Genomic DNA, 25,640 nt, shown 5'->3' with positions numbered 1-25,640 from the left:
TTTATATAATACTTATACTTATTAAAAGTTGTGCTGCGTATAAAACTATAATACTGTGCTTATAGCTTATACAGCATGATCGAACGAGTCATTTCCTGGTCCATGCATAACAGGTTTTTTGTCTGGCTGGGTATTCTATTTATTCTGGTAGGTGGTATCTATTCTGCACAGCAAACCCCTGTTGATGCCATTCCGGATCTGTCTGAAAACCAAGTGATCGTTTACACAGAATGGATGGGAAGGAACCCCCGTATCATTGAAGACCAGGTAACTTATCCGCTTGTCTCAAACCTACAGGGTATTCCAAGTGTCAAGTCCATACGGGCAGCATCCATGTTCGGGATGAGCTTTATTTTTGTGGTATTTCAAGATGAGGAGGACATTTACTGGGCCCGAACCCGGGTGCTGGAACGGCTGAATTACGCGCAACGCTTTTTACCCCCAGGCATTTCTCCTACGCTCGGGCCCGATGGCACCGGGCTTGGTCATGTATACTGGTATACACTGGAAGCCCCAGGTTATAACCTGGGAGAACTCCGTGCCCTGCAGGACTGGTATATCAAATTTGCGCTGCAGAATACCGAAGGTGTAAGCGAAGTAGCCTCTTTTGGAGGTTTCCAGAAACGCTACCAGGTTAATATCGATCCCAACAAACTGGTTTACTATGGTATTCCGTTGATGGAAGTAACGGATGCCATTGCCAGCAACAACCGCGATGTAGGCGGCAGTATTTACGAGATAAATGCTAGTGGTTACCTGGTGCGGGGGCTCGGATACATCACCGATATAAACGACATTAAGGACATTGCTATAGGAAACTATAAATCTGTTCCGGTTACGATAAATGATGTAGCGTCGGTGCAGGTAACAGGAGATTTACGGTTCGGCATTACAGACCTGAACGGAGAAGGTGAAGTAGTTGGCGGTATCGTGATCAGCCGGTACGGGGAAAATGCCAAAGTCGTGATTGACCGCGTGAAGACAAGAATTGCCGAAATTGAAAAAGGCCTGCCGCCCGGGGTAAAATTCAAAGTAGCCTACGACCGTAGCGATCTGATAGAGGCTGCCATTGCGACGCTCAAAGAGGCATTATGGGAAGAGATACTGGTAGTGGCGCTGGTAGTTACGTTGTTTATGTTTCACCTGCGGAGTGCTGCGGTAGCGCTTATCACCATTCCCTTGTCTATCCTAATTGGCTTCATGCTCATCCACTTCTTCGACATCAGCCTGAACATTATGTCCCTAGGTGGTATAGCCTTGGCTATTGGCGACCTCGTGGATGCCGGCATTGTAATGTCGGAAAATGCCTACAAATCGCTGACCAATGAAATGCTTCAAAGTTCGGAAGAGTAAAGATGGAGAGAATAGGCAACACAAAGGAATTTTCAGAAGAAAAAAGAGTGGAGGTACTCGAACGCTCTTCCAGAAGGGTAGGCCGGGCTGTTTTCTTTTCCATCCTAATCACGCTGATCTCCCTGATGCCCATCCTGCTGCTTACCGGGCAGGAACAGAAACTGTTTTCGCCGCTGGTGCTGACCAAAACCTTTACCATGATAGGCTCCGCAATCGTAGCCATCCTGATCGTGCCAATGTTGCTGCGCACGTTTATGAAAGGCAGGTTAGTGCCGGAGAGTCGCAATAAGGTGTCTGCATTTTTCATCAAGGTATATAGCCCCATTATCCGCTGGTGCCTGAAATGGAAGAAAACGGTGATAGCTATCGCGCTGCTTATTGTGCTGGGCAGCATTCCGTTGGTACTCAATATGGGTACCGAGTTTATGCCGCCGCTGGACGAAGGATCGCTCTTGTTCATGCCCGTTACCATGCCTGATATTTCCAACACAGAAGCTAAGCGCATCCTGCAGGTGCAGGACAGGATCATTAAATCAGTACCTGAGGTCGAAAATGTGCTGGGGAAAGCAGGCCGAGCTTATACGGCTACAGATAACGCGCCAATGAGTATGATCGAAACTATCATTATCCTGAAACCAAGATCCGAGTGGCGCAGTGGCATGACCAAAGAAAAACTGGTGCAGGAGCTGAACGAGAAAGTGCAGATACCGGGTGTCATATCAGGTTGGACACAACCTATCATCAACCGCATCAACATGTTGTCTACCGGCATCCGACTTGATGTGGGTATCAAAGTATATGGTCAGAACCTGGATAGCATTTACTCGCTATCGCTGGAGATTGAGAAAGCTTTACAAGGCGTGGAAGGTATGCAGGATTTATATGTAGAGCAGCTTACAGGCGGAAAGTATTTAGACATTAAGATCAACCGGAAGGAAGTGGGCAGGTATGGCCTCAGCATTGATGACGTGAACATGGTAATCGAAACTGCCATTGGTGGTATGCCGCTTACCACTACCATAGAGGGCAGACAGCGGTTTAATGTAAACCTGCGGCTTGCACAGGATTACCGGGATGATCTGTCGGAGATCAAAAGGATACCTATCCAAACAAACAAGTATGGTGTGATTCCGCTATCTGCTGTGGCAGACATTCTGGTGCAGGAAGGTCCGCCCATGATCAGTTCAGAAAATGCCATGCTGCGCGGTACGGTGCTCTTCAACATTAGGGGCCGGGACATGGGAAGTGTAGTGCAGGAGGCCCGGCAACGAATAAGCGAACGCTTCGAAAAACTGCCCGAAGGGTACTACATAGAGTGGAGTGGGCAGTATGAAAATCAGGTCAGGGCGCAGAAGCGGTTATCCATCATCATCCCAATTACGCTTGTTATCATTGCCTTTATACTTTACTTCACCTTTAACTCAGTCCGGGAATCACTGATTATACTTACCAGCCTGCCGGTTGCCCTGATTGGTGGTGTATACTCCCTATACCTGTTCAACGTGAATTTTTCGGTGGCTGTAGCGGTCGGTTTTATTGCACTCTTTGGAGTAGCCATCGAAACGGGGGTACTGATTATACTTTACATGAATGAAGAACTCCGCAGGCTTACTATCAGAAAGGGGAATAGCAGTAAAACTATCAATAGTACCGACATCAGCCATTCTGTTTTCAGTGGTGCCGCTCTACGCGTAAGGCCTATTTTAATGACGGTTATGGCAGATACCCTTGGGCTCTTGCCAGTACTACTAGCAACTGGAACAGGTAGCGACGTAATGCGGCCAATCACGATCCCTTTTGTATTCGGGCTAATCTCCGCTACACTGTTTGTTCTGATTGTGCTACCTGTCGTTTATCAGTTAGTGCACGAATGGCACCTTAGAAAGTATGGCACCATCAGAGTGTTGGATGTAAAGGAATAGCAGATGTATAGACAACCTCCATACCGGAAAAGAAGAGCTTTAAAGTATAAGTACCCATTATACTTTCTTTTGGCAGTCTTGCTTATTGCGCTATCAGCTTGCTCAGGCAAAAAAAATGAAGAGCATAGCAGCCACCATGAACACTCAGGCAAAACAGAAGAAGAAGCTTACCTGGCAACGATTGCCCAATCAACAAATAAGTATGTAATCTCAGACCAGAAAACAGTAAAAGTGGGTGCGGTAACTGGAGAATCTGAATTCAGTGGTACAGGCTACATTCGCAGCGACGAGCGAAGAAATGTGAAGGTAGCTGCTCGCTTCGAAGGTCGCATTGAAGACCTGCATGTAAAGTATAATTACGCCTACGTTAGGAAAGGCCAGCCGATTATGGAGCTTTACAGCCCTACGCTGAACACTATGCAGCAGGAATTGCGCTACTTGCGCCAGTACCCTGAAGATGCAGCACTGCTAGAACAGGCCAGACAAAGGTTGCGCCTGCTCGGTTTATCAAACAAGCAGGTCAGGGAAATAGAAACTAGTAAAATACCAAAATCGAAAGTTGAAATCGAAAGCCCTGCAGAGGGATTTGTTTTATTTTCTGATGCTACGGCAAAACCAGCAGCAAGGATGCAGGGTACGAATCAGGGTAATGGCATGGGCAGTATGGGGGAAGAAACTGCAAGCTTAAATACAGCTCAAAGTGCTGAAGGAAGCAGACCAGGTGTGCTTCGGAAAGGGAATTATGTAAAAGCGGGACAAACGCTTTTTGAAGTGAACGATTACCGTGAAGTATGGGCTCTACTTTCAGTAGATGCCCGGCACCAGTCTCAGCTGCGAGCAGGCGCACCTGTTAAAGTATACAGCGAGCGAGAGCCTGCCAGGTATACTACAGGAAAGATCGATCTGATAGAGCCGGTGTTTGAGCCAGGGCAGAAATTTGTGACAGTACGGGTATACCTGCCCAACAAGGATTTGCACTTCAAGGAAAACGCCCTGGTTCGAGCTATGATTGCAAGCGGCAGCAAAGAGGTATTAACGGTTCCGAACACTGCGCTCCTGGATCTGGGTCGAAAAAAAGTAGTATGGCTGCTAACAGGCAAAACACCTCAGGGGAAAAAAATATTCGAGGCCATAGAAGTGAAAACCGGAAGCATTACTGCAAATGCCACTGAGGTCATAAGTGGTTTAAAAGAAGGGCAGGAAATTGCTTCTGATGCCGGCCTGCTCGCCGACAGTGAAAGTATGATTAATGCGGCAGCTCTAAAGGAATGAAAAAGCTCAGTCTACATACGTATGTTCTTACTATAACTACAATAGTTATGCTTCTGGTTATAACTTCAGCCTGTAAATCGGACAAGAAAAGTTCTGGGCACGTTGGCCATACAATGGAAACGCCGCAAGAACACAACGCCATACACCTGACCGGGCGGATGAAATTGCTGGCAAATATTGAAACAGATACTGCCAGGGCTACCTGGATGGGAGATCAGCAGGCTATACTTGGTACAGTGGTAATAGCTGAAAACCAAACAGAGGAGGTAAGTGCCAGGGTAAGTGGTAGGCTAGACAAATTGTTCGTTCGCAATTCCGGGGAAAAGATCCTTAAAGGAGAAGCATTGTATGCCCTATACAGCGAAGAGCTACTGATTGCCGAAAACGAATACCTGAATGCGCTGGAGCTGGTTCAAACTGCGGAAAGCACAGATCAGACGATGGTACAACTGCTAGGCAGAGCTAAAAAAAGGCTACAGTTATGGGGGCTTACGGAAAACCAGATCATATCCCTAGCAACTACCCGCAGGGTCGATCCAAAAGTTACCTTCTACAGCCCAGCCTCAGGCTTTATCACGAACCTGAAGGTAAGAGAAGGGGAGTACGTGGCAGAAGGTACCCCACTGATGGGAATAGCCAATCTGTCGAACGTTTGGGTAGAAGCGCAAGTATATTCAAATGAGTTGGACTACCTGAAGGCCGGGGTGCCTGTTGAGATCGAATTCGAGGGCTACCCTGGACAAATGTTCAAAGGTATACCTGCATTTCGGAGCCCTGCTCTTGAGAAGAACAGCCAGGTATACCTAATGCGCTACAAAGTACTTAATCCAGCAGGAACACTCAGGCCCGGCATGATGGCATACGTGAGTCTGAGCGGTGCAAAAGTAAAGACGCTTACGGTTCCTAAATCTGCGCTGCTGTTTTCGGAAGATACTGCTGTTTGGGTGGAGACATCAACCGATCAGTTCGAGATGCGACTGGTAAAGACAGGGATAGAAAACAAAGACAGGGTGCAAGTGCTCAAAGGATTGAAGGAAGGGGAGGTGGTTGTGACCTCGGGAGCATACTTATTAAACAGCAAAAACATCATCGATAAGGGGGCTACCCATACCATGCTGGGCATGTGATATAAATATTAGGATTTAATTAGTAAGTATACTAAAAGGCCAACTAATACCACAAAGCACACCCATGCTGAAAACCAAAGCATTTTAGCAGCTTTACTTGTTGTATTGGATGTGTTTCTCATCTGCGTTAAGTACATCCCACTAACATGCAGCACGGCACCTACCAGAATAATAACTAAAGCATAATCACTTGCTATACTTCCCCATTTAGCTCCAAGGCCAAAGCCAAGTATACCTGCACCAAGTGCTGAAGCGGACTGGGCAAACTGCTGTTGATTTGTTCTGTCTTCCATCACGCTGTACTCCTGTATTCCTACATCTATAAGGATACGGAAGCCTTGACCTGAAGTGCTTCTTTAAAGCTCCTTTGATCTTAAATTTTACATTTTACATTTTACATCCTGTCCGAAAGCACAATGTCATCTTCCACAGGCATAAAAATTAATTCATCCAACCTATTAAGCTGTTTTGTGTAAAACAGAATTATAACTGTGGCCGCACTCGCTTAGCTTGTTCAAAGACCCGTTTAGCATTGCGAGTAACAGGCAAACTAGGAACGTTTTTATTTTGTACCAGCTTAAAATGTATAAACTTTTGATATTAGTGTTATTGCTCGGAATAGGGCAATTCACTTTCGCACAGCACGAACAGCATAAGCCAACCCAGCAGCAACAGACCGAGATCTATACTTGCCCCATGCACCCGGAAGTGCAAAGCACTAAGCCCGGTAAATGCCCAAAGTGCGGCATGACGCTGGTAAAGCAGAAACCCAAAGCTCCGGCTAAAAAACAACAACAGGCTCCGCCAAAGAAAGCTGTAAAAGCTAAGCCTGCGACACCTTCTAAAAAAACTGTGCAGCAGAAAAAACCACAGCCTGCACATAAACATGCTCAACCGCCGCAGCAAAAACCAGTCACACCTGTACAAAATCCGGAAGAAAAAGAAAAGCCTGTACATAAAGCAGGGCATAAACCCGAGAGCCCGGGGCAGACCTATAAACCCCGCACCGTTCGTTACGACCTCTATGTAAGGGATACGCTTGTAAACTTTACCGGAAGAACCAGGAGAGCGGTGGCTATAAACGGTAGCATTCCGGCGCCTGCCTTAACCTTTACCCAGGGCGATACAGCTGAGATCTATGTGCACAATGAGATGGATGTGGAAACCTCTATACACTGGCACGGGGTGTTCTTGCCCAACCGATTTGATGGCGTTCCGTGGCTTACCCAAAAACCGATCAAGCCGCATTCTACTTACCTCTACAAATTCCCGATCATCCAGAACGGCACCTACTGGTATCATAGCCATAGCGGGTTCCAGGAGCAAAGCGGTATGTACGGCGCCTTGATCTTTAATAAAGTAAATGAGCCCGATATGCCGGCTATACCTATAGTTCTCAGCGACTGGACCGATATGAACCCGAAGGAAGTTTACCGTTCGCTGCGTAGCGCCAACGATTGGTTTGCCATACAGAAAGAGGCAACACAGGGCTATGCGGAGGCTATCCGGAAAGGGCACTTCGGTACCAAGCTTAAAAATGAGTGGAAGCGGATGACAGCCATGGATGTGAGCGACGTGGCGTATGAGAAGTTCCTGACTAACGGGCAGGACGTTGCCGAGCAGACACATTTTACAGCCGGGGATGTCGTAAAGCTTCGGGTGGTAAATGGCGGGGCCTCTACCTACTTCTGGCTAACCTACTCCGGGAGCAAAATTACTGTGGTTGGTAACGACGGAAACGATGTAGAGCCCGTAGAAGTAGACCGCCTGATCATCGCGCCTGCCGAGACCTACGACCTGCTGGTGACCATACCCGAGAACATGCAATACGAATTTCTGGCAACTGCCGAAGACCGTACAAATGCTACCTCGCTGTGGCTGGGCAGGGGCATGAAAATGCCCGCAAAGCGTCTGGGCAAGCTGAAATACTTTGAAGGCATGAAGATGATGAACGACATGATGAAAATGAACGGGGACATGGAGCCGATGGACATGGTCATGAGCAACCAGCAGATGGACATGAACAGCGTGATGTACCCGGAAGCCTCAGCACAGGATCATAGCATACACAGAGGAGATGCGGCTAAACCAGCTACTGATACAAGTATGCACATAAAGCAGAAAGCTGATACCACCTCACACCAGGGCCATACCATGCAGGGGCATGACATGCACAGCATGAAAACGGCCGGTAGCAGCGATGGCGAGATGGTAACCCTGAACTATGGCATGCTGCGTGCAACTGAGAAAACAACCCTTAAACCCGGGCCGGAAAAAGTGCTGCGTTTTGAGCTAACCGGCAACATGAATCGCTACGTCTGGACCCTGGATAACAAGACGGTATCAGAATCAGATAAGATATTAATCAAAAAAGGGGAGAATGTAAAAGTGATCATGTTCAACAATTCCATGATGCGCCACCCCATGCACCTGCACGGACACGATTTCCGGGTGCTGAACAAGCATGGCGAATATGCGCCTATGAAAAACGTAGTCGATATTTTACCGATGGAGACCGATACCCTGGAGTTTGCAGCCTCCGAGAGCGGCGACTGGTTTTTCCATTGCCATATTCTCTACCATATGATGGCGGGTATGGGTCGGGTATTCACCTACCAGAATTCCCCGCCAAACCCAGAACTTCCGGACCCGAAGCTGGCCTGGAAAAGATTGAACATGGAGGAAAAAATGTTTTTGCCCTCGGGGATGGTAGGGTTGGAAAGCAACGGCAGCGACGGAGAGTTTATACTTGCTAACTCCCGCTACCAGCTTTCTACTGAGTGGCGGATCGGATTTAAGAAAGAGTACGGAATTGAAAGCGAGACCTACTTTGGTCGTTATTTCGGTAAAATGCAGTGGCTCTTCCCTTTCATAGGTTTTGACTATCATTATAATAGTATAGAGAATGAGCCAGAGGAAAACATGTTTGGACAGTTAAGCAACCAGGACAATCGGAAGGTGGCAGTGGCCGGTGTGCAGTATACGTTGCCGATGCTGATCGTATCAGAAGCGAGGATTGACACTAAAGGTAAACTGCGTTTCCAGTTGCGGCGCGAAGATGTACCACTGACCAGCCGCCTGCGCTTAAACCTGATGGGCAACACCGATAAAGAATATATGGCCGGCCTGCGATATGTGGTTACCAAGTATGTATCTCTATCTACGCATTACGACAGCGACATGAAGTATGGTGCCGGTCTTACCTTGGTGTATTAAAGCAGGTAAGTATAATTATTGATACTGCATATAGTCTGGTAACTATAAAAGAAAACGGCTACCTATCAAGATGATAAGTAGCCGTTTTCTTTAGATTTAAACTTATACTTTCTTAAGTTTAGCTACTTCTAATGATGGTGTTCTTCTAAGAACTTACCTTGTGGGCCTACACCTTCTATGTGCACCAGTTGCGCACCATAATGTCCGGCCATAGATACTGCGTAAGCTGAGCCTGTTAAAATAAGCGCAGCCACTGCTACGCTCCAGCGTTTGCCCTTGAACAGGAACTGGCTGAGAAGCTGTGCTACCAGACCAATCCCGCCTAGGTATACTGTCCATTCTGCATACAGGTCGTGCTGGTCCAGTACAAGCTGCGCGTGTGCAGTCAATCCGTCGGTATGCGGATGGTTATAGTTAGCAGCCAGGTAAGCAGTTATAAAGCCTATTAACGCAGCTATAGTTGCTACCCAGTCTAATTCATTTCTGAGGAAAACAATGTTTGCCAGCAGTACAGCAGCCGCTACCATCAACAGCATGATCGGGAAATGAACGATAAGCGGGTGCGTGTTCGGAAAATCGCTGAGCGAAGCATGTACCTTGCTGGGAGTTTGCTCGTGCGCCTCTATATGAACTGTAGGAGCAGGAGTTAATGCTGCTGCCGTGTCAGGTGCAGTTTGCTGTGACGTGGCAGTATCAGCTGCTTCTTTTTTTACTGCTGTGGCTTCAGTTTTCTTCTTTTCATGCTTTTCGCCGCCATGTGCCAGGGCCGGAGCAAATGAGAGTAAGTATAAGGTAGCTATGCCTAAAATAGGTTTCGCCAGGTAAGGTTTGATAAACATGGGGTAATTAGAGGGTTTAAAGTATACTATCGGATAACAATACCATTAGGCATTCTGCCTACTGTAAGGGTAGTTATTTTGGAATAATCTGTTGCATTAATAACCGTAACAGTGTGTGCTCCCTGATTTGTGACAAAGGCAAGTTTCATATCCTCATCGAAGATAATGGCGTGTGCGTCAGCTCCTGTTGCAATTTCTGTTTTGCGCTGCCAGCTGTTATTGTTGCGGGAGTAAATCACAACTTTACCATCCGTGGCATTGCTCACCCATAGCTCTCCGGCTTTTTCCTGGTAAGCAGCATATCCAGGCTTAAAGCCCAGGTTAAGTGTTTCCGCTACAGTTTTAGTTGCTACGTTTAGAATGCTGATGGTTTGTGAATTTTCGTTGTCCACGTACATGTTACCGTCTGCAGCAGGCCAGGCACCTACAGGATCTTCCCCAACTTGAAGAGTTGCTGAAATGGATTTTGTAACCGGATCAATGACAGAGACTGTGGCATCATCAGTATTGGCTACAAATGCCCATGAACCGTCTGCAGAGAAAGTAATCTCTGATGGGCTTTTACCTACCGGTATAACATCTTTTATAGACCAGTCGGTGGTATTGTACACTATAACTGACCCGGCACCTTCTGCTTGCTGTCCCATCCAAAGTTCATCTCCTGTAGTATTATAAGCTGCATTGTGGGGCATCTTAGGTAAAACGATAGTTTTGATTACCAACCCTGTTACAGCATCAAGGATAATAACTTTATAGTTACTGGCATCTTCTTCCATTCCACCGTGTCCTCCGCTCAGATCAGCAGATGTAATAGCTACTGCTAGCTGTTTTTTATTAGGGCTTAGCGTGATATGATGTGGTGTGGTGGCATCTTTGAGCTTAATTGTTTCGGTTACCTTCATTTCGCTAAGCTTAATAACGGAGATGGTATTATCCTGCCCATTCACAACAAAGGCTGCCGGGTAGTTTATGTTTAGAGGTATCGTCTGCTCTTCATGTACCATAAGGTCATTACAGCTAGGGAAAATGCTAGTAAGTAGTAAGACTGCAATGAAATATCTTTTAAGTAGCATAAGACGATAAATTAGATTAAAGTAAGTGCATCACAATAGTTACTTGAAAATTTAATCTCATAAGTTCAGAAGCATTAACAAGTAGAGTTCCGGGTCTAAAATTAATTAAATAGTTGTTCAATGTACCACATGTACGTAACTGGTCGTTAAGAAAAATCCGACACTGTAAGAATTTTGGATAAGGCCTTGCTGCTCGGAGAGATCTCAACTGTGGAATAATTCATGGAGCTGCGCTTATATCATAATGCTTATGATATAAACATGGAAATGCTAGCAAAATCACAAGAGGCAACTGCACAGCTTTTGAAGTAATCACTATAAATTACTGTCTAGATATTAATAGTTTTCTCACCAAAACTCCATTTTATGATACAAATGATTGAGGTAGAAACCGCTCTTTATACTTCTTGATTCTTTCTCAAATTGACTTCTCAAAAATCAAAAGCATTTTCTTGTATTTGATATGAGTTACTGAGACAAGATTGGCATTGCCTGGGTATTGGCCCAACACTAAAATTAGGGCTGTTGTACAGAGTTTAAGTAGAAAGCAGCTGAGCACTCAAATCAGCATTATAAGCAGTTTGCCCTGAAACATCACGAGCTGTTTGTAGCTGCTGTTTAACTTCAAATTGAAGCTTCTGTAATTGGGCTTTAAGTTCTTTGTTTTCTGTTTGTAAGCATTCTTTCTCGTTGTATAGGCGTTCGATTAAAGACTCAAGAAATTGAAGGTGCTTTTTATTGAAATTGTAATTGATGATCACAGTACCGGCTGCCTGAATATTGTGATTACCCCTTATCTTGTTGAATGCCATATTGTTGTTCCCCGTTAGGATTGAAATATCTCTTCCTGCTAGATTTCTAACGTTCCTGCCTGCTTTGGTTGATTGTTTGTTTAGTTTCATATTGCTGAATTAAGGTGTATCTCTTAACAGTTTCCAAATTCAACGCAGCTTTGACCTATTTAAGATAAACTTAACTTTGCGGTTCCATGACCCTAGATTAAATCATTGATTATATCTACCTGTTTTCAGATATGTTTAACATCACCCTACTTTCTTCATTTCACAAAATACATGGTAAATGCAATCCTCATGAATTATATAAAATCATTCAAGAAATAGAGCCAGAAATAATTTTTGAAGAGCTTTCTAATGTTGGTTTTGACATAATTTATTCTGCAGGCTATCAACCACAAACAGTAGAGGCTATTACAATCACACACTATTTACGCACGCATTCAATTAAGCATTTTCCCGTTGATAATTATCCAATCAAGGAAACTGAACTTTTGAGTGATGCACAAATCATATGGGACACCAGTAGTGAATACCGTGACCTTTGGAATCAAAAATTATTGAGAGTTAACCAAGACGGTTACGTTTTTTTAAACAGCAATGAATGTACAGCAATGTTGGATAGGATAAGTACTATCGAAGAAGCAGTTTTGACAGAAATTAACGACTTAAAGTTATTGAACCAACACAAAGCAGAAAAGATACTTCATGACAAACGTGAATACGTTATGTTAAGCAACATATATAACATCAGTAAGCAGTATCCATTTGAAAGAGCATTGTTTATTTGTGGTGCAGAACACAGACTACCATTTAGAAAAAAAATAAAAGAATTCATATCAAAAGAAACCTTGAAACTTGAGTGGACATTTTATAACGACAACTAAAAAGAAGAACATCTGCCACTAACAGCGGTTTGCCACAATGCGGGATGACAAACAAGTGCTTAATAGGGTAACATTATTCAATATTATCAATTAATTTAGGCTGATGTGACACGGAAAATCCGCACTGCAGCAAGGCGATAAACATTATCATATCTTTTTCTAAAGTTGTGCAGCAGCCAACCTCCTTTAGCAAATCTTGTAGAAAAAAAATTTTCTTTGAATGCTACTTACTATTGAAGTTGAAACAATACACCAAAACCTAAAAAGCTAACTAACAACAAGCTAACTTTTTGATAATCTAGAAATAAACGATTGTTTATCTAAATGAGCGGGTTCTTAAGCATTACTGCAGTAGACCAAAGTGCAGCATTGTTAAACTCTTTTCACAAGGTTTTAGCTTATATAGAAGATTACTTTCCAGCTTGAACGGTATGTTTTGTAGTACAAAGAATCGTACTTCTGTAAGGTTGTACGACTGAAAGTTGTTTGTAATGTATGGTTTAAATTAGGATAAGCAGAAACAGCATCGCTGCAAATAGAGTACACCTATAAAAATTGTTTCTTACCTTTGCGTATATGAAGTACCCATCAGTCATTTGGGGGATAGTTATCTTTCTACTGGCGTGCCTGCCTTGCACGGACAGCGGGACAGTCTATGCCCAGGGTATAGAAACAGAAGTACAAGCTGATTTAACCCATTCAGACGCTGATCAGGAAGCAGACCTATGTTCCCCTTTATGTGAATGCAACTGCTGCGGAGGTATTACCTTAACTATTCAATTTCAGAAAGTAACCCAGCCGCTGGTGCTTCCACAAAGTACTTACCATCCGACCTATATGGTCCGTGGGCCTGTGGCTCCGATCATCCCCTTCTGGCACCCGCCTAAAGCTTAACCTACTTTTCTTTAGAGTAAGAAAACACGCTTAGTTGCAACTATATGCGACCAGGAAAGCGTGCGCATACATCTTTTGTATGTGGTTGTTTAAGTTTAATCAACTCACAAGTGCTAGACAGAATCATTCATTTTTCTATCTACAACAAGCTTATTATCGGCCTTTTTACGCTGGTGCTTGTTGTATGGGGCGGCTATTCCCTGACGCAGCTGCCCATCGATGCCGTACCGGATATTACCAATAATCAAGTTCAAGTTATTACCACCAGCCCTTCGCTGGCTGCCCAGGAAGTAGAAAGACTTATCAGCTTCCCGGTAGAGCAAACGATGTCTACTATCCCAAACATCGAAGAAGTACGCTCCATATCCCGCTTTGGCCTCTCTGTAGTGACCATCGTCTTTAAGGAGCGGGTAGATGTGTACTGGGCCAGGCAGCAGGTGGCAGAACGCTTGGTAGAAGCTGCCGAAAACATACCACCTGGAGTGGGCAGTCCCGAAATGGCCCCAATTTCTACCGGTCTTGGGGAAATATACCAGTATGTGGTTCATGCCAAGCCAGGCTACGAAAAGCAATATAGCCCTGTGGAATTACGTACCATCCAGGACTGGATCGTTCGCCGACAGTTGCTCGGCACACCGGGGGTGGCTGAAGTAAACAGCTTTGGCGGCTATTTAAAGCAATATGAAATCGCGGTAGATCCTGACCGGTTAAAGGCGCATAACCTGAGCATCGCAGATGTGCTTGAAGCACTGGAACGCAACAACGGTAACACCGGGGGAGCCTATATTGATAAGAAACCGAATGCTTATTTTGTCCGCAGCGAAGGCCTGATCGAAAGCCTGGAGGAAGTAGGAAAAGTGGTGGTACAAAACACATCAGATGGCACACCGGTGCTTATCTCGGATATTGCGCAGGTGCAGTTTGGTGCCGCTAACCGGTATGGTGCTTTAACAGATGCAAAAGGCGAAGCTGTAGGTGGTATTGTGATGCTGCTTAAAGGCGAGAATACCAACCAGGTAGTAGCTCGCGTGAAGGAGAAGATGGCTCAGATCATAAAGTCACTGCCGGAAGGGGTGGCCGTGGAAGCCTTCCTAGACCGCAGCGAGTTAATAGGCCGGGCGATTGGCACGGTAGAGCGTAACCTGATTGAAGGGGCCTTGATCGTGATCTTTGTGCTGGTACTATTCCTGGGTAATTTCCGTGCAGGACTCGTGGTAGCATCTGTGATCCCGCTTTCCATGCTCTTTGCCATTATCATGATGAACCTGTTTGGTGTTACAGGCAACCTGATGAGCTTGGGAGCGATTGACTTTGGGATCATTGTAGATGGTGCCGTAATCATTGTAGAAGCCACTATGCACCATTTGGGGCTTCGGAATGGTAACAGGCTCACCCAGGCACAAATGGACGAAGAAGTTTACGACTCCGCCCGTAAGATACGTACATCCGCTGCCTTTGGGGAAATCATCATCCTGATCGTGTATTTACCTATCCTGGTACTGGTAGGCATCGAAGGGAAGATGTTCCGCCCAATGGCCTTGACCGTGTCATTTGCAATCCTGGGAGCTTTTATACTTTCGCTGACCTATGTGCCGATGATGTCTGCCTTGGTACTTAGCAAAAACACGAATCGTAAGCGCAATATTTCAGATAAGATGATGGACTTCTTTCAACGTCTTTATGATCCGGTTATTCGGGGCGCGCTAAAGTTTAAAGCATTGGTCTTACTGCTGGCAGTGGGGTTGTTTGCCTTGTCCATGGTTATTTTCTCGCGCATGGGCAGCGAATTTATTCCTACCTTAGAAGAAGGCGATTTTGCGCTGGAAACCAGGTTGCTGACCGGCAGCTCTTTATCTGAAACGATAGAAAAAGTATCCCTGGCATCCCGTATCCTTAAAGAGCAGTTTCCGGAAGTAAAGGAAGTCATCAGCAAGATCGGTGCAGCTGAAATTCCCACAGACCCCATGCCAATGGAATCGGCTGACATTACCATCATGCTGAAGGACAAATCAGAATGGACCAGCGCAGAAACCAGGGAAGAACTGGCCAGTCAGATGACCGAAGCACTGGGAACTATTCCAGGTGTTACGTTTGGTGTGTCACAGCCCATTCAACTGCGGTCCAATGAACTGATTTCAGGTGTGCGGCAGGACGTAGGCATCAAGATCTTTGGAGAAGATATGGCAGAGCTAACCCGATTGTCTCAGGAAGTAGGCCGCGTAGTGGCATCCGTCGAAGGAGCAGAAGATCTGTATGTAGAGCAGGTATCGGGGCTTCCCCAAATTGTAGTGGACATTAACCGTGACCAGATTGCCAAGTTCGGGCTGGATGTGGAAACAGTCAACCAGACTATCAATGCTGCATTTGCCGGCCAAAGCGCCGGGATGGTGTATGAAGGGGATCGCCGCTTTGAAATAGTCGTGCGCCTTACGCAGGAAGAGCGGCAGGACATCGACGATGTGCGGCACCTGTATATTACGACGCCGAATGGCCTACAGGTACCGCTCACGCAGGTGGCCAACATCCAATACCGACAGGGGCCTAACCAGATCCAGCGCGAAGATGCCCAACGACGTATTATTGTGGGCTTTAACGTTCGTGGCCGTGATATAGCTAGTGTCGTGGAAGAAGTACAGGAAAAGATTGATCGTGCCGTACAGCTGCCCGTAGGGTACTTTGTTACCTATGGTGGCCAGTTTGAAAACCTGGAGCAAGCCAACAAACGGCTCTCGGTCGCTGTACCGGCAGCTTTGGCGCTGATATTCCTGCTGCTTTTCCTGACATTCCGTTCTGTTCGTCATTCGCTGTTGATCTTTACAGCGATTCCGTTATCCGCTATAGGCGGGGTACTCGCCTTATGGGTGCGCGGGATGCCGTTTAGTATTTCTGCCGGGGTTGGGTTTATTGCTTTGTTTGGCGTAGCCGTGTTGAATGGTATCGTCTTGATTGCGGAGTTTAACAGGCAGCGCAAAGAGCAGCCCGGTATGAGCTTGCGGGATGTGGTGTTGAACGGTACTGCGATCCGCTTGCGACCGGTGCTGATGACAGCTACCGTAGCTTCGTTAGGCTTTCTGCCAATGGCACTCTCCAGTACGGCAGGAGCAGAAGTTCAGAAACCATTGGCTACCGTAGTGATTGGTGGGCTTGTTACAAGCACGTTGCTTACGCTGGTGGTCTTGCCTGTACTCTACATCCTGCTGGAAAACTACTACCTGCAGCGCAAGCAAAGAAGATCGGGCGGTGGTAATTTTTCTACAACTGCTGTCTCTGTATTCCTTATCCTTGCCACCTTCGGCTTTATAGTAGGCGCAGCACCTGCTGCACAAGCGCAAGGGTCTGCCATACAGTATACCTTGCGTGAAGCAGAGGTACGCGCACTCGCGCAGAATCCTGCTGTAGGCGCTGCGAAGTTAGAGGTAAAAAGAAGTCAAGCTTTGCAGGGAGCTTCCTGGGATCTGGACAAAACGCAAGTACAGTTTTCAACCGGTAAACTCTCCACTGGCACCTATGACAACGAAGTTTCTGTTTCGCAGTCCTTCTCACTGCCTACTTTATATAGCAGGCAGGCCAAGCTTGCCAATGAACTCACCCAGGTAAGCAAAGTTAATCTGACGCAACGCCAGCGGGAAGTTATACGGGATGTGAGACTTAACTACTACGGTTTGGTGTATGCCCTGTCACGGTTACGATTACTTGCCTACCAGGACAGTTTATATGTGCAGTTTGCCAAAGCTGCACAGACGAGGCTGCGCACAGGAGAAACGAACTTGCTCGAGAAAGTAACTGCCGAAGCACAACTGTCTGAAGTGCGTAACAGCGCTTTTCAGGCAGAAACTGATGTTGCCGTCTTCCAGGAAAGGCTACAGGCATTGCTGGTAACCGATACGCTTGTTGCGACGACAGATACAATGCTGAACCGGCTGCCTATGCCTATCATAACTGAGGCGCAACTGGAACAAAATCCAAGGCTTCGCCTGGCACAGCAGCAAGTAGCTGTACGGCAGGCAGAAACAAAGCTGGAACGCGCGAAGTTGTTACCAGACCTGCAACTTGGGTATACGAACCGGACCCTGGGGGGCAACCATGTCAGCGATGGTGCAGAAGCTTTTGAAGCGCCACAGGAAGTTTCTGTTGGGCTTGCTATCCCACTCTGGGCAAGACCACAGAAGCGGCGCATAGATGCTGCTAAACTACAATCAGAAGCAGCAGAGTTGAACCTAGAGCAGACCCGCAACGAGGTGCAGGCAGATGCTGAAGTTGCACTACAGCAAGCTCTAAAACTACAAAGTAGCTTAGCTTATTACGAAAAGACTGCCTTGCCACAGGCTCAGCTTATTATTACCCAGGCCACGAAAGCTTACCGGGCTGGAGAGATAAGCTACCAGGACTACATTCTGAATTTAAACAGGGGCCTGACTATTCGAACCAACTACCTGGAAACGCTTTATACTTATGATCGAGCGGTTATCGAATTGCAGTACCTCCTGGAAAATCAACTATAATCAAGTACAAGAGAAATCATCCGATATGAAAAGGATCATCTATATCGCATACGTTATGTGCATTCTAATTTTTACTTCCTGTGGTAACACGGCTGAACCGGTTCAGGAAGAGGCGGAAGCCCATGAAGAAGAAAGCCCCTATAGAGCAGAACTTACCGCAGAGCAGTATCAGGTAGCAGGGATTACATTGGGTAAACCTCAAATGCGCAACCTGAGCAACATGCTTACATTAACTGGTAAACTGGATCTGCCACCGCAAAACATGGCTTCAGTGACTGCACCGCTGGGCGGCTTTATCCGGAAAACAGAAGTGCTGGAAGGCCGCTTCGTGCGAAAGGGGGAATTACTGGCTACGATTGAAAACCCCGAGTTTGTGACCTTACAGGAAGATTACCTGGAAGCAAGAAGCCGCCTGGATTACCTGGAGCTGGAATATAAACGCCAAAAGGAATTGCACGAAGAGCAGGTCACAGCTGCGAAAACTTACCAGCAAACCGTTGCAGAATATAAAAGCATGCAAACGCGGGTACAGGCGCTGCAGGAACGCTTAGCTATCATCGGTATTACCAACGGTTCAATGCGAACTGGTAAGATCAAACGTGTTTTACCTATTTATGCCCCGTTGGAAGGCTATATAACCTATGTTAATGCCGATGTGGGACGATATGTAGCCCCAACTGATGTGCTTTTCCGCATCGCAGATACTGACCACATGCACGTAGAGCTGACCGTGTTCGAGAAAGACCTGGCTACGTTGAAAAAGGGACAGAGAGTACATTACTCGCTTCCGGGTGAAACCGTCGTGAACCATCAGGCTACGATCTACCTGATTGGTAAAGAGATTAGCCCGGAACGGACCGTACAGGTGCATGCGCACATGGAAGATGAAGACAAGGACCTGGTACCCGGCATGTATGTGCAGGCACAGGTAGCACTGGATAACCGGCAGGTACTGGCTTTACCGGAGGCGGCAGTGGTACAGGAAAATAACAGCAACTTTATTTTTCTATACACAGGGCAAGCAAAGGAAGGTGAGGCTGTGATGAAGCAATTCCGCATGGTGCCGGTAGAACGCGGCATAGAGGAAGGTGGCTTTGTACAGGTAGCCCTTCCTGCCGGAGTCGATACGGCACAAAGTAACTTTGTCACCAAAGGCGCACATTCGCTGCTGGCCAAAATGCGAAATGCCGAGGAAGAAGGTCATCATTAATCAAGAAGCTATGCTACAAAACTTAGATAGGCTGCTGCAAGAAAAGCACATTCGGCCCACGGCCATGCGCTTGCTGGTGCTAGATTTTCTGAAATCCCAAAGGGCAGCAGTAAGCCTGAATGATCTGGAAACCGCTTTTCACCGTTCAGACCGCATTACCTTGTACCGCACGCTAAAGACCTTTGAAGAAAAAGGATTGGTACACCCTATTGCAGACGGAACGGGATCGGTAAAGTTCGCGCTGTGTGCAGGTGATTGTCAGACCGAGAACCATCAGGACCTGCATGTTCATTTCCATTGCAGCAAATGTGCCGAAACGTATTGCCTGCCCACAACTCGCATTCCTGAAGTCTCCATACCTACAGATTTTGCAGCGGAAGAAGTCAGCCTGATCGTAAAGGGTATTTGTGGAAGCTGCATACCTGAAAATGCAATGCAGTTGCAGGCAAAGGAACAGTAGATTTGTAACAGAAACTAAAAGAACTTGATCATGAAGTTTAACTGGAACATGCCTGCTGCGCTCCGCCCTTATTACCAGCAGGAGCTAGCTGCTTACTATACTAGTTGGGAACAGGGGAAAGTAGTACAAGCATGGCAGCACTTAGAACGCGCGCATATTCTGGGACAACCCTACCCGGTTGCACATACCGCTGTTCACTGGCGAATGCTTTTGTTTGGCTTTCGTACCAGGGATAGAAAAGAAGTCATGGGGCAAATCCCGCGATTGCTAGTAGGCGGTATCAAATCCTGGGCTGGCATGATCCCGCTTGGCAATACCGGTGGGGCAAGCGTACCACCACTAAAACCGATGCCTATTCCACTTGATCTGCAGCAAATCATACAGGCTGCCCGCTAACTATAAAAGTAAAAAATATGGATAAGAACGCTGAATCAACTAAAAATATAGAAGAAGATTTTAAACCACTAGAGATCACTTCGCCAAGAACTGCGGAAGCACCTGGGCCAAACGTAGGTGCAGAGTGCTGCTCAGCAGATGGCAAAACTAAGGTAAAGGGTGCTGACGAGCATGCGCATGCCGAAGAAGAGGCTAAAGCATCTTATCTGCCGACAGCCCTGAGCCTTGCTCTACTGCTGGGTGGTATCTTGCTAGACTACCTGGATACCCTTTGGTTTACAGGCTATATACGCCTTTTAAGTTATGGAATTGCTTATGTGCTGGTTGGCTGGCGGGTGGTATGGCACGCCATCAAAAGCCTGCGTGCGAGTTTCTTTAACGAGTTCTTTCTGATGAGCATGGCAACGCTTGGGGCTTTCTATATTGGAGAGTATGCTGAAGGGGTGGCCGTGATGCTTTTCTATGTGATCGGCGAACACTTCCAGGAAGCAGCAGTGCTACGCTCCAGGCGCTCCATCAAAGCACTTATTGATAATAGACCGGATGAAGTAGGGGTGGTTACTGCCAATGGCGTGGCTAGGAGAAAGGCAAAGGATGTACAAATAGGTGAGGTCGTGCAGGTGAAAGCCGGTGAAAAAATAGCGTTGGATGGGGAGTTGCTGACCGAACGCGCTTCTTTCAATACCGCTGCCCTGACAGGCGAATCCAAGCCGGATACCAAGGCAAAAGGCGAAACTGTACTGGCAGGGATGATCAACCTGGATCAGGTGATCGAACTAAAGGTTACTTCTGCCTATGAAAACAGCGCCTTGTCAAAGATCCTGAAACTGGTGGAAGAAGCAGGCAGCCGCAAAGCTAAAACCCAGCAGTTCATTACCAAATTTGCCAAAGTATACACACCGATCGTGTTTTTCCTGGCCGTAGGACTTACCTTCATTCCTTACATCGTTTTCGAAAGTTATGACTTTAACGAGTGGTTGTACCGGGCGCTGATCTTCCTGGTCATCTCCTGTCCGTGTGCGCTGGTCATTTCCATACCACTCGGCTATTTCGGCGGCATCGGGGCTGCTTCGCGCAACGGCTTACTGTTCAAAGGTTCTAATTTCCTAGACCTGATGACACAGGTGGACACCGTGGTAATGGATAAAACCGGCACACTCACCGAAGGCGTTTTCCAGGTGCAGCAGATAGAAACGGTCTTGTCCGATAAGGCTTGGTTCTTATCTGCAGTGGCCGCTCTCGAAAGCAAGTCTAACCATCCCATTGCACAAGCTGTTGTTGCTGAAGCAGGCCAAGCCTACCAACAACATGCTGTAAGCAATGTAGAAGAAATATCCGGTCATGGCTTGAAGGGTACAGTGGATGGCAAAGAACTGCTGGTTGGAAATGGAAGACTGCTGGAGAAGTTTAATGTCATCTATGACCCGAGTATAAAAGAGATAGTAGAGACGATTGTATTGGTCGCTGTGGACGGTATTTACGCAGGTTACATTACCATTGCCGACAAAACGAAAGCAGATGCACCACTGGCTGTGAAGCGAATGCGGGAGCTGGGTGTAAAGAAATTGGTGATGCTCTCGGGGGATAAAGACTCTATTGTACAGAAGGTAGCTAAAGAACTACAGTTAGATGAAGCGTATGGTGGACTATTACCACAGGACAAGGTAGGCCATGTAGAAAAACTGAAGGCCCAAGGGCGCATGGTAGCCTTTGTGGGAGATGGCATCAACGATGCGCCTGTGATCACCCTGGCTGATGTAGGCATGGCCATGGGCGGCCTTGGATCGGATGCTGCTATTGAAACAGCAGACGTAGTGATTCAGACAGATCATCCTGCCAGAATAGCAACCGCGATCAACATTGGCAAGAAAACGAAGCAGATCGTATGGCAAAATATTGCACTTGCCTTCGGCGTGAAGGCCATTGTGTTGATCTTAGGTGCAGGTGGACTGGCTACCATGTGGGAAGCCGTATTTGCAGATGTAGGCGTAGCTTTCTTGGCTATCTTAAATGCGGTGCGTATTCAACGGATGCACTTTGATTAAGATTTAATAATAGGAAGGAGATCTGTTGTATGGGTCTCCTTCTTTATTTTACAAACAATACAACGTTAAGAAGACACTTATCAATATAGTACTTGATACAACACCTTTTTTAATGTAAACATTTTGATACAACGATGATAAGCTAAGATTATAAAAAGTTTGTATTTAAGAATTTGCTTAAATACTTATTCTGACTATCTTTACAGTATGAGTAGTAAAAGTTGCAGCCGCTTATTTGCAGATCAAGGCCAAATTAGAAATTGTAAAGATAAGCTTGATATAGCCCAAAAATCCTTAACCGACCTATCCAATATATTAGCCTTAGCGGGCAATGAGGTAAGGTTAAAAATGCTCTACCTGCTTGAAGCGGAAAAGGAATTATGTCCTTGCGACCTGGCTGACATTCTAGGTATCAGTATTCCTGCCGTCTCACAACATTTAAGGAAGTTGAAGGATGGAAGCATTGTGGAGACCCGAAAAGTAGGGCAAACAATTTTTTATTCACTCACACAGGATAATATGGAAATCCTGCAGCCATTTTTCAAACATATCAATCAGCAAGCAAACGAACTGGAAAAAGTATGAGCGGTCTAAAATTGTCAGGCACCTTTACTGGTGCTGGATTCCTGTCTGCGATGGCAGCATCGCTTTGTTGTGTTTCACCTGTTATTGCCTTACTGGCTGGCAGCAGCAGTTTAGCTGCGAGCTTTTCATGGCTTGAATCAGCCAGGCCTTATCTGATAGGCGTGTCTCTGGTAGTGCTTGCCATAGCCTGGTATAGTAAACTTAAGCCTGTTAAAACAACTACAATGGACTGTAACTGCGAATCACCGAAGATGGCATCCTTCCTTCAATCCAAGGCTTTTTTGGCCATCGTAACCGTGGTTGCGATTGGCCTGATGTCCTTCCCGCTCTATGCGAACGTTTTCTATCCTGAGCCACAACCACAGGCTACTCCTGTGGCGTTAAATGACACTAAACAACAGGTAAGGTTCGCCATCCAGGGCATGACTTGTACAGGTTGTGAAAGCCATGTAAACAAAGAACTTGCTAAGGTAAAAGGGGTGGAGGTCTTCAATACTTCGTATGCGACCAACAGTAGTTTAGTGACTTTTGATCAGGCAAAGGTTGATGTGAAGACCATTACAGCAGCCATACAAAAGACAGGCTATAAAGTAACCGCGCATAACCTTGTGACTGCATCTACTTCAAATGTATCTTTCTATAAAGCCCCGTTGGTTTGCCAGGCAGCACCTACTATCGGCTGTGGTAGTAAAGCCAAGTTCATGCTGATCGATCTGGAGAAACACAAAGAGGCAGTAGAGGGAGCTTGGCTGAACAAGAAAGGAACTGTGGTAGCTATTAAATGGCTACCAAACACTGCTAACAGCAAGAGAGCTGAGATCATCCAAACGGTAAGTACTAGTCATAGTATTGAATTAACTGCATTAGCTTCTGCAGAAGCAAAGAGCTATACTGCCTCTTTTCCTAAAGGTAGCGCCTGGTACAAAGGCAGAGAAGTGGATAAGTTAAGCCAGCAGGAAGCCGCTATTATTGCGAAGAACACGATTGCTGGCTACAAAAAAGAGGGCCTTATCAAGCCAGCATTTGAAAAGCAGTTTGAGAAAGACATCGCTGGCATCTACACAAACCTGTTTTTGTCTATTTCTTCTTACAAAGACCTGACCACCGAAGCCTATAACAAAGTAGAGCGTCAGATTCAGCAAGCTGGAGAAAAGTATGTAGGGAAGGGTAAAATGCCGCATGTGGAACTATGCACTGCTACTAGCTCAGTCTTTGGAAAAGAGCCAGCATGCTCGGCAGAAAGTGGTAAATCATGCTGTTCTAAAAAATAATTTACGATGGAAAATACGCCTAATCTACAGTCAACACTTACGTGTCCTGAATGCGGCTTTGTTAAGGAAGAAACAATGCCGACGGATGCTTGCCAATACTTTTACGAGTGTGCTAATTGCCATATCGTACTGAAACCTAAACAGGGTGATTGTTGCGTGTATTGCAGCTATGGCACGGTAGCATGCCCACCTATCCAGTTAAACAAGTCTTGTTGCTCATAGCCTACTATTAGCTCCAAGAGGGTCAGAGGCACTGAATAAAATATTTCTTAAAACCTGCGTCTTTTCGCTGGCTTGTCAGTCTTCCTTACAAACAAGGACTAAAAAACTATAATTGCTACAGCCATGAAAAGATTTCACGTACACGTTAGAGTTAAGAACTTAGAGGAAAGTGTAGCTTTCTACAACGCATTGTTTAATACTGGTGCTACCATTTTAAAGGCAGATTACGCCAAGTGGATGCTGGAAGATCCACGGGTGAACTTTGCTATCTCCACAGGACATGCCGAAACTGGCATTGAGCATCTGGGCTTGCAGGTGGAAACCGAAGCGGAACTACAGCACGTGTATTCCAACATGCAGGAAGCCAAAGGCAAGGTATTCGAAGAAGGCGAATGCACCTGCTGCTACTCTAAAAGCCAGAAATCCTGGATCACAGATCCGCAGGGCGTGGATTGGGAAGCATTCTATACGCATGGTACTGCCACTGTTTATGGAGAGGGAATCAATGCCCGACCAGCACCAGAGGTTATGGAGAAGTGGGATGGCAATGATGGTATAGATGCCGTAGTCAGCGAAGCTGTAACCGAGGCTGCTTGCGATGGAAGCTGCTCTGCAAAATAACACGTAGAATATATTATCAGATAGAGGCGGTGCATCTGGCATTGCCTCTTTTTTTATGTACAAAATATTCTGAACCGTTATGCCTTATGAAAAGTTAATCGCAATATTGCAATCATACGATTAGAATCTATGGGATTGACGAAAACAGAGAACTTTACCGAAAAGCAAAACGATATAGCCAAACTGCTCAAAGCTTTGGGGCATCCAGCACGGATCGCTATCATCGAACACCTGCTGAAAATGAAAACTTGCGTGTGCGGTGATCTGGTCAGCGAACTTCCGTTAGCGCAAGCCACCGTTTCGCAGCACCTGAAAGAGTTGAAGAACGTTGGCATCATCAAAGGCACGGTGGAAGGAAACGCTGTTTGCTACTGCCTCGATGAAAACGCATTCGACTACCTGAAAGGTTACTTTTCTAACATACTGGCAGACGTAAAGTGCCAGCAATCAAACTGTTGTTGACATCTTAAACAAGACGACCATGAAACTATCCCAAGTAAAAAATATACTGCAAACTGCCGATGCGGTGGATTTTCAGTTAGATAACGGAGTAAAAGTGCCTGAGCATTTCCACGTAACCGAGGTAGGTGTGGTAACCAAGAACTTCATTGACTGTGGTGGCACGGTGCGTACTGAGAAAGTGGCGAACTTCCAGCTATGGAAAGCCAACGACTTCGAACATCGCTTAAAGCCCCAGAAGCTGCTAAACATTATCGCCCTTTCTGAAAAGGCGTTGGGTATGGAAGATCTGGACATTGAAGTAGAGTACCAAGTCGAAACCATCGGCAAGTACGACCTTGGCTTTAACGGTAAAACCTTCGTGCTACAGTCAAAGACGACCAACTGCCTTTCGCCAGACAAGTGCGGCATCCCGAAAGAGAAAATCAGAATCAACCTCAAAGAGATGCAGTCAGGTAACGCCTGTACACCAGGTAGTGGCTGCTGCTAAGC

The 25,640-nt window shown here is 46.2% G+C and carries 22 protein-coding genes; 18 read left to right on the top strand and 4 right to left on the bottom strand.

From position 1 onward, the window contains the following. Positions 1–75 precede the first annotated feature (75 nt). The 4 genes from H7F15_RS01570 to H7F15_RS01555 all read left to right on the top strand — a co-directional run bounded on the left by H7F15_RS01570 (position 76) and on the right by H7F15_RS01555 (position 5,674). The gene (locus tag H7F15_RS01570) at positions 76–1,353 is read left to right on the top strand and encodes an efflux RND transporter permease subunit (protein ID WP_185195187.1); all 1,278 of its coding nucleotides are present in this window, start codon (positions 76–78) and stop codon (positions 1,351–1,353) included. A gap of 2 nt (positions 1,354–1,355) precedes the next feature. Next, entirely contained in the window at positions 1,356–3,275 is a 1,920-nt protein-coding gene (locus H7F15_RS01565) for an efflux RND transporter permease subunit (RefSeq protein ID WP_185195186.1), read from the top strand. A gap of 69 nt (positions 3,276–3,344) precedes the next feature. Further along, positions 3,345–4,547 (top strand): efflux RND transporter periplasmic adaptor subunit, encoded by a 1,203-nt coding sequence (locus H7F15_RS01560; RefSeq protein WP_185195185.1) that lies wholly within the window; start codon positions 3,345–3,347, stop codon positions 4,545–4,547. A gap of 113 nt (positions 4,548–4,660) precedes the next feature. Further along, a complete protein-coding gene (locus H7F15_RS01555; RefSeq protein ID WP_185195184.1) occupies positions 4,661–5,674 on the top strand; it encodes an efflux RND transporter periplasmic adaptor subunit in 1,014 nt (337 codons plus the stop codon). 8 nt (positions 5,675–5,682) lie between these two features. On the opposite strand, the gene H7F15_RS01550 is transcribed toward H7F15_RS01555, so the two are convergent. Continuing rightward, positions 5,683–5,967 (bottom strand): hypothetical protein, encoded by a 285-nt coding sequence (locus H7F15_RS01550; RefSeq protein ID WP_185195183.1) that lies wholly within the window; start codon positions 5,965–5,967, stop codon positions 5,683–5,685. Positions 5,968–6,256: 289 nt separating this feature from the next. On the opposite strand from H7F15_RS01550, the gene H7F15_RS01545 reads away from it, so the two are divergent. Further along, entirely contained in the window at positions 6,257–8,890 is a 2,634-nt protein-coding gene (locus tag H7F15_RS01545; RefSeq protein WP_255481028.1) for a multicopper oxidase domain-containing protein, read from the top strand. A 128-nt stretch (positions 8,891–9,018) separates the two neighbouring features. Here H7F15_RS01545 and H7F15_RS01540 read toward each other — a convergent pair whose 3' ends face one another. The 3 genes from H7F15_RS01540 to H7F15_RS01530 all read right to left on the bottom strand — a co-directional run bounded on the left by H7F15_RS01540 (position 9,019) and on the right by H7F15_RS01530 (position 11,704). Further along, complete coding sequence (locus H7F15_RS01540; RefSeq protein ID WP_255481027.1) at positions 9,019–9,729, bottom strand: hypothetical protein; 711 nt, start codon at positions 9,727–9,729, stop codon at positions 9,019–9,021. Between the two features lie 26 nt (positions 9,730–9,755). After that, positions 9,756–10,733: a YncE family protein gene (locus H7F15_RS01535; RefSeq protein ID WP_221626958.1), complete on the bottom strand. Its 978-nt coding sequence runs from the start codon at positions 10,731–10,733 to the stop codon at positions 9,756–9,758. A gap of 605 nt (positions 10,734–11,338) precedes the next feature. Next, on the bottom strand, positions 11,339–11,704 hold the full coding sequence (locus tag H7F15_RS01530) for a hypothetical protein (RefSeq protein ID WP_185195181.1): 366 nt from the start codon (positions 11,702–11,704) through the stop codon (positions 11,339–11,341). Between the two features lie 131 nt (positions 11,705–11,835). On the opposite strand from H7F15_RS01530, the gene H7F15_RS01525 reads away from it, so the two are divergent. The 13 genes from H7F15_RS01525 to H7F15_RS01475 all read left to right on the top strand — a co-directional run bounded on the left by H7F15_RS01525 (position 11,836) and on the right by H7F15_RS01475 (position 25,638). Next, the gene (locus tag H7F15_RS01525; protein WP_185195180.1) at positions 11,836–12,483 is read left to right on the top strand and encodes a hypothetical protein; all 648 of its coding nucleotides are present in this window, start codon (positions 11,836–11,838) and stop codon (positions 12,481–12,483) included. 576 nt (positions 12,484–13,059) lie between these two features. Next, positions 13,060–13,377, top strand: a complete 318-nt coding sequence (locus H7F15_RS19615) for a DUF6660 family protein (protein ID WP_370523360.1) — start codon at positions 13,060–13,062, stop codon at positions 13,375–13,377. 110 nt (positions 13,378–13,487) lie between these two features. Further along, positions 13,488–17,879 carry a CusA/CzcA family heavy metal efflux RND transporter gene (locus tag H7F15_RS01520; RefSeq protein ID WP_185195179.1) on the top strand — a complete coding sequence of 1,464 codons (4,392 nt, stop codon included), beginning with the start codon at positions 13,488–13,490 and terminating at the stop codon, positions 17,877–17,879. Positions 17,880–17,934: 55 nt separating this feature from the next. Then, the gene (locus H7F15_RS01515; protein ID WP_185195178.1) at positions 17,935–19,089 is read left to right on the top strand and encodes an efflux RND transporter periplasmic adaptor subunit; all 1,155 of its coding nucleotides are present in this window, start codon (positions 17,935–17,937) and stop codon (positions 19,087–19,089) included. A gap of 10 nt (positions 19,090–19,099) precedes the next feature. Continuing rightward, entirely contained in the window at positions 19,100–19,549 is a 450-nt protein-coding gene (locus H7F15_RS01510; RefSeq protein ID WP_185195177.1) for a Fur family transcriptional regulator, read from the top strand. A gap of 30 nt (positions 19,550–19,579) precedes the next feature. Further along, positions 19,580–19,945, top strand: a complete 366-nt coding sequence (locus H7F15_RS01505) for a DUF3703 domain-containing protein (protein ID WP_185195176.1) — start codon at positions 19,580–19,582, stop codon at positions 19,943–19,945. A gap of 17 nt (positions 19,946–19,962) precedes the next feature. Further along, positions 19,963–21,990, top strand: coding sequence for a heavy metal translocating P-type ATPase (locus H7F15_RS01500; RefSeq protein WP_185195175.1), 2,028 nt, complete (start codon positions 19,963–19,965; stop codon positions 21,988–21,990). 207 nt (positions 21,991–22,197) lie between these two features. Continuing rightward, the gene (locus tag H7F15_RS01495; RefSeq protein WP_185195174.1) at positions 22,198–22,575 is read left to right on the top strand and encodes a helix-turn-helix transcriptional regulator; all 378 of its coding nucleotides are present in this window, start codon (positions 22,198–22,200) and stop codon (positions 22,573–22,575) included. After that, positions 22,572–23,846: a mercuric transport protein MerTP gene (merTP, locus tag H7F15_RS01490; RefSeq protein WP_185195173.1), complete on the top strand. Its 1,275-nt coding sequence runs from the start codon at positions 22,572–22,574 to the stop codon at positions 23,844–23,846. The genes H7F15_RS01495 and merTP overlap by 4 nt, the downstream gene beginning before the upstream one ends. A 6-nt stretch (positions 23,847–23,852) precedes the next feature. Further along, entirely contained in the window at positions 23,853–24,068 is a 216-nt protein-coding gene (locus H7F15_RS19395) for a GDCCVxC domain-containing (seleno)protein (RefSeq protein ID WP_255481026.1), read from the top strand. Positions 24,069–24,191: 123 nt separating this feature from the next. Beyond that, positions 24,192–24,689 (top strand): VOC family protein, encoded by a 498-nt coding sequence (locus H7F15_RS01485; protein ID WP_185195172.1) that lies wholly within the window; start codon positions 24,192–24,194, stop codon positions 24,687–24,689. A gap of 129 nt (positions 24,690–24,818) precedes the next feature. Then, the gene (locus H7F15_RS01480) at positions 24,819–25,151 is read left to right on the top strand and encodes a helix-turn-helix transcriptional regulator (protein ID WP_185195171.1); all 333 of its coding nucleotides are present in this window, start codon (positions 24,819–24,821) and stop codon (positions 25,149–25,151) included. A 19-nt stretch (positions 25,152–25,170) separates the two neighbouring features. Continuing rightward, entirely contained in the window at positions 25,171–25,638 is a 468-nt protein-coding gene (locus H7F15_RS01475; protein WP_185195170.1) for a DUF6428 family protein, read from the top strand. Positions 25,639–25,640: the final 2 nt, after the last annotated feature.

Source organism: Pontibacter sp. Tf4, from assembly GCF_014212495.1.
Classification (GTDB): Bacteria; Bacteroidota; Bacteroidia; order Cytophagales; family Hymenobacteraceae; genus Pontibacter.
The sequence above is the reverse complement of the archived record's forward strand: the minus strand, read 5'-3'. Positions and strand labels throughout refer to the sequence as shown.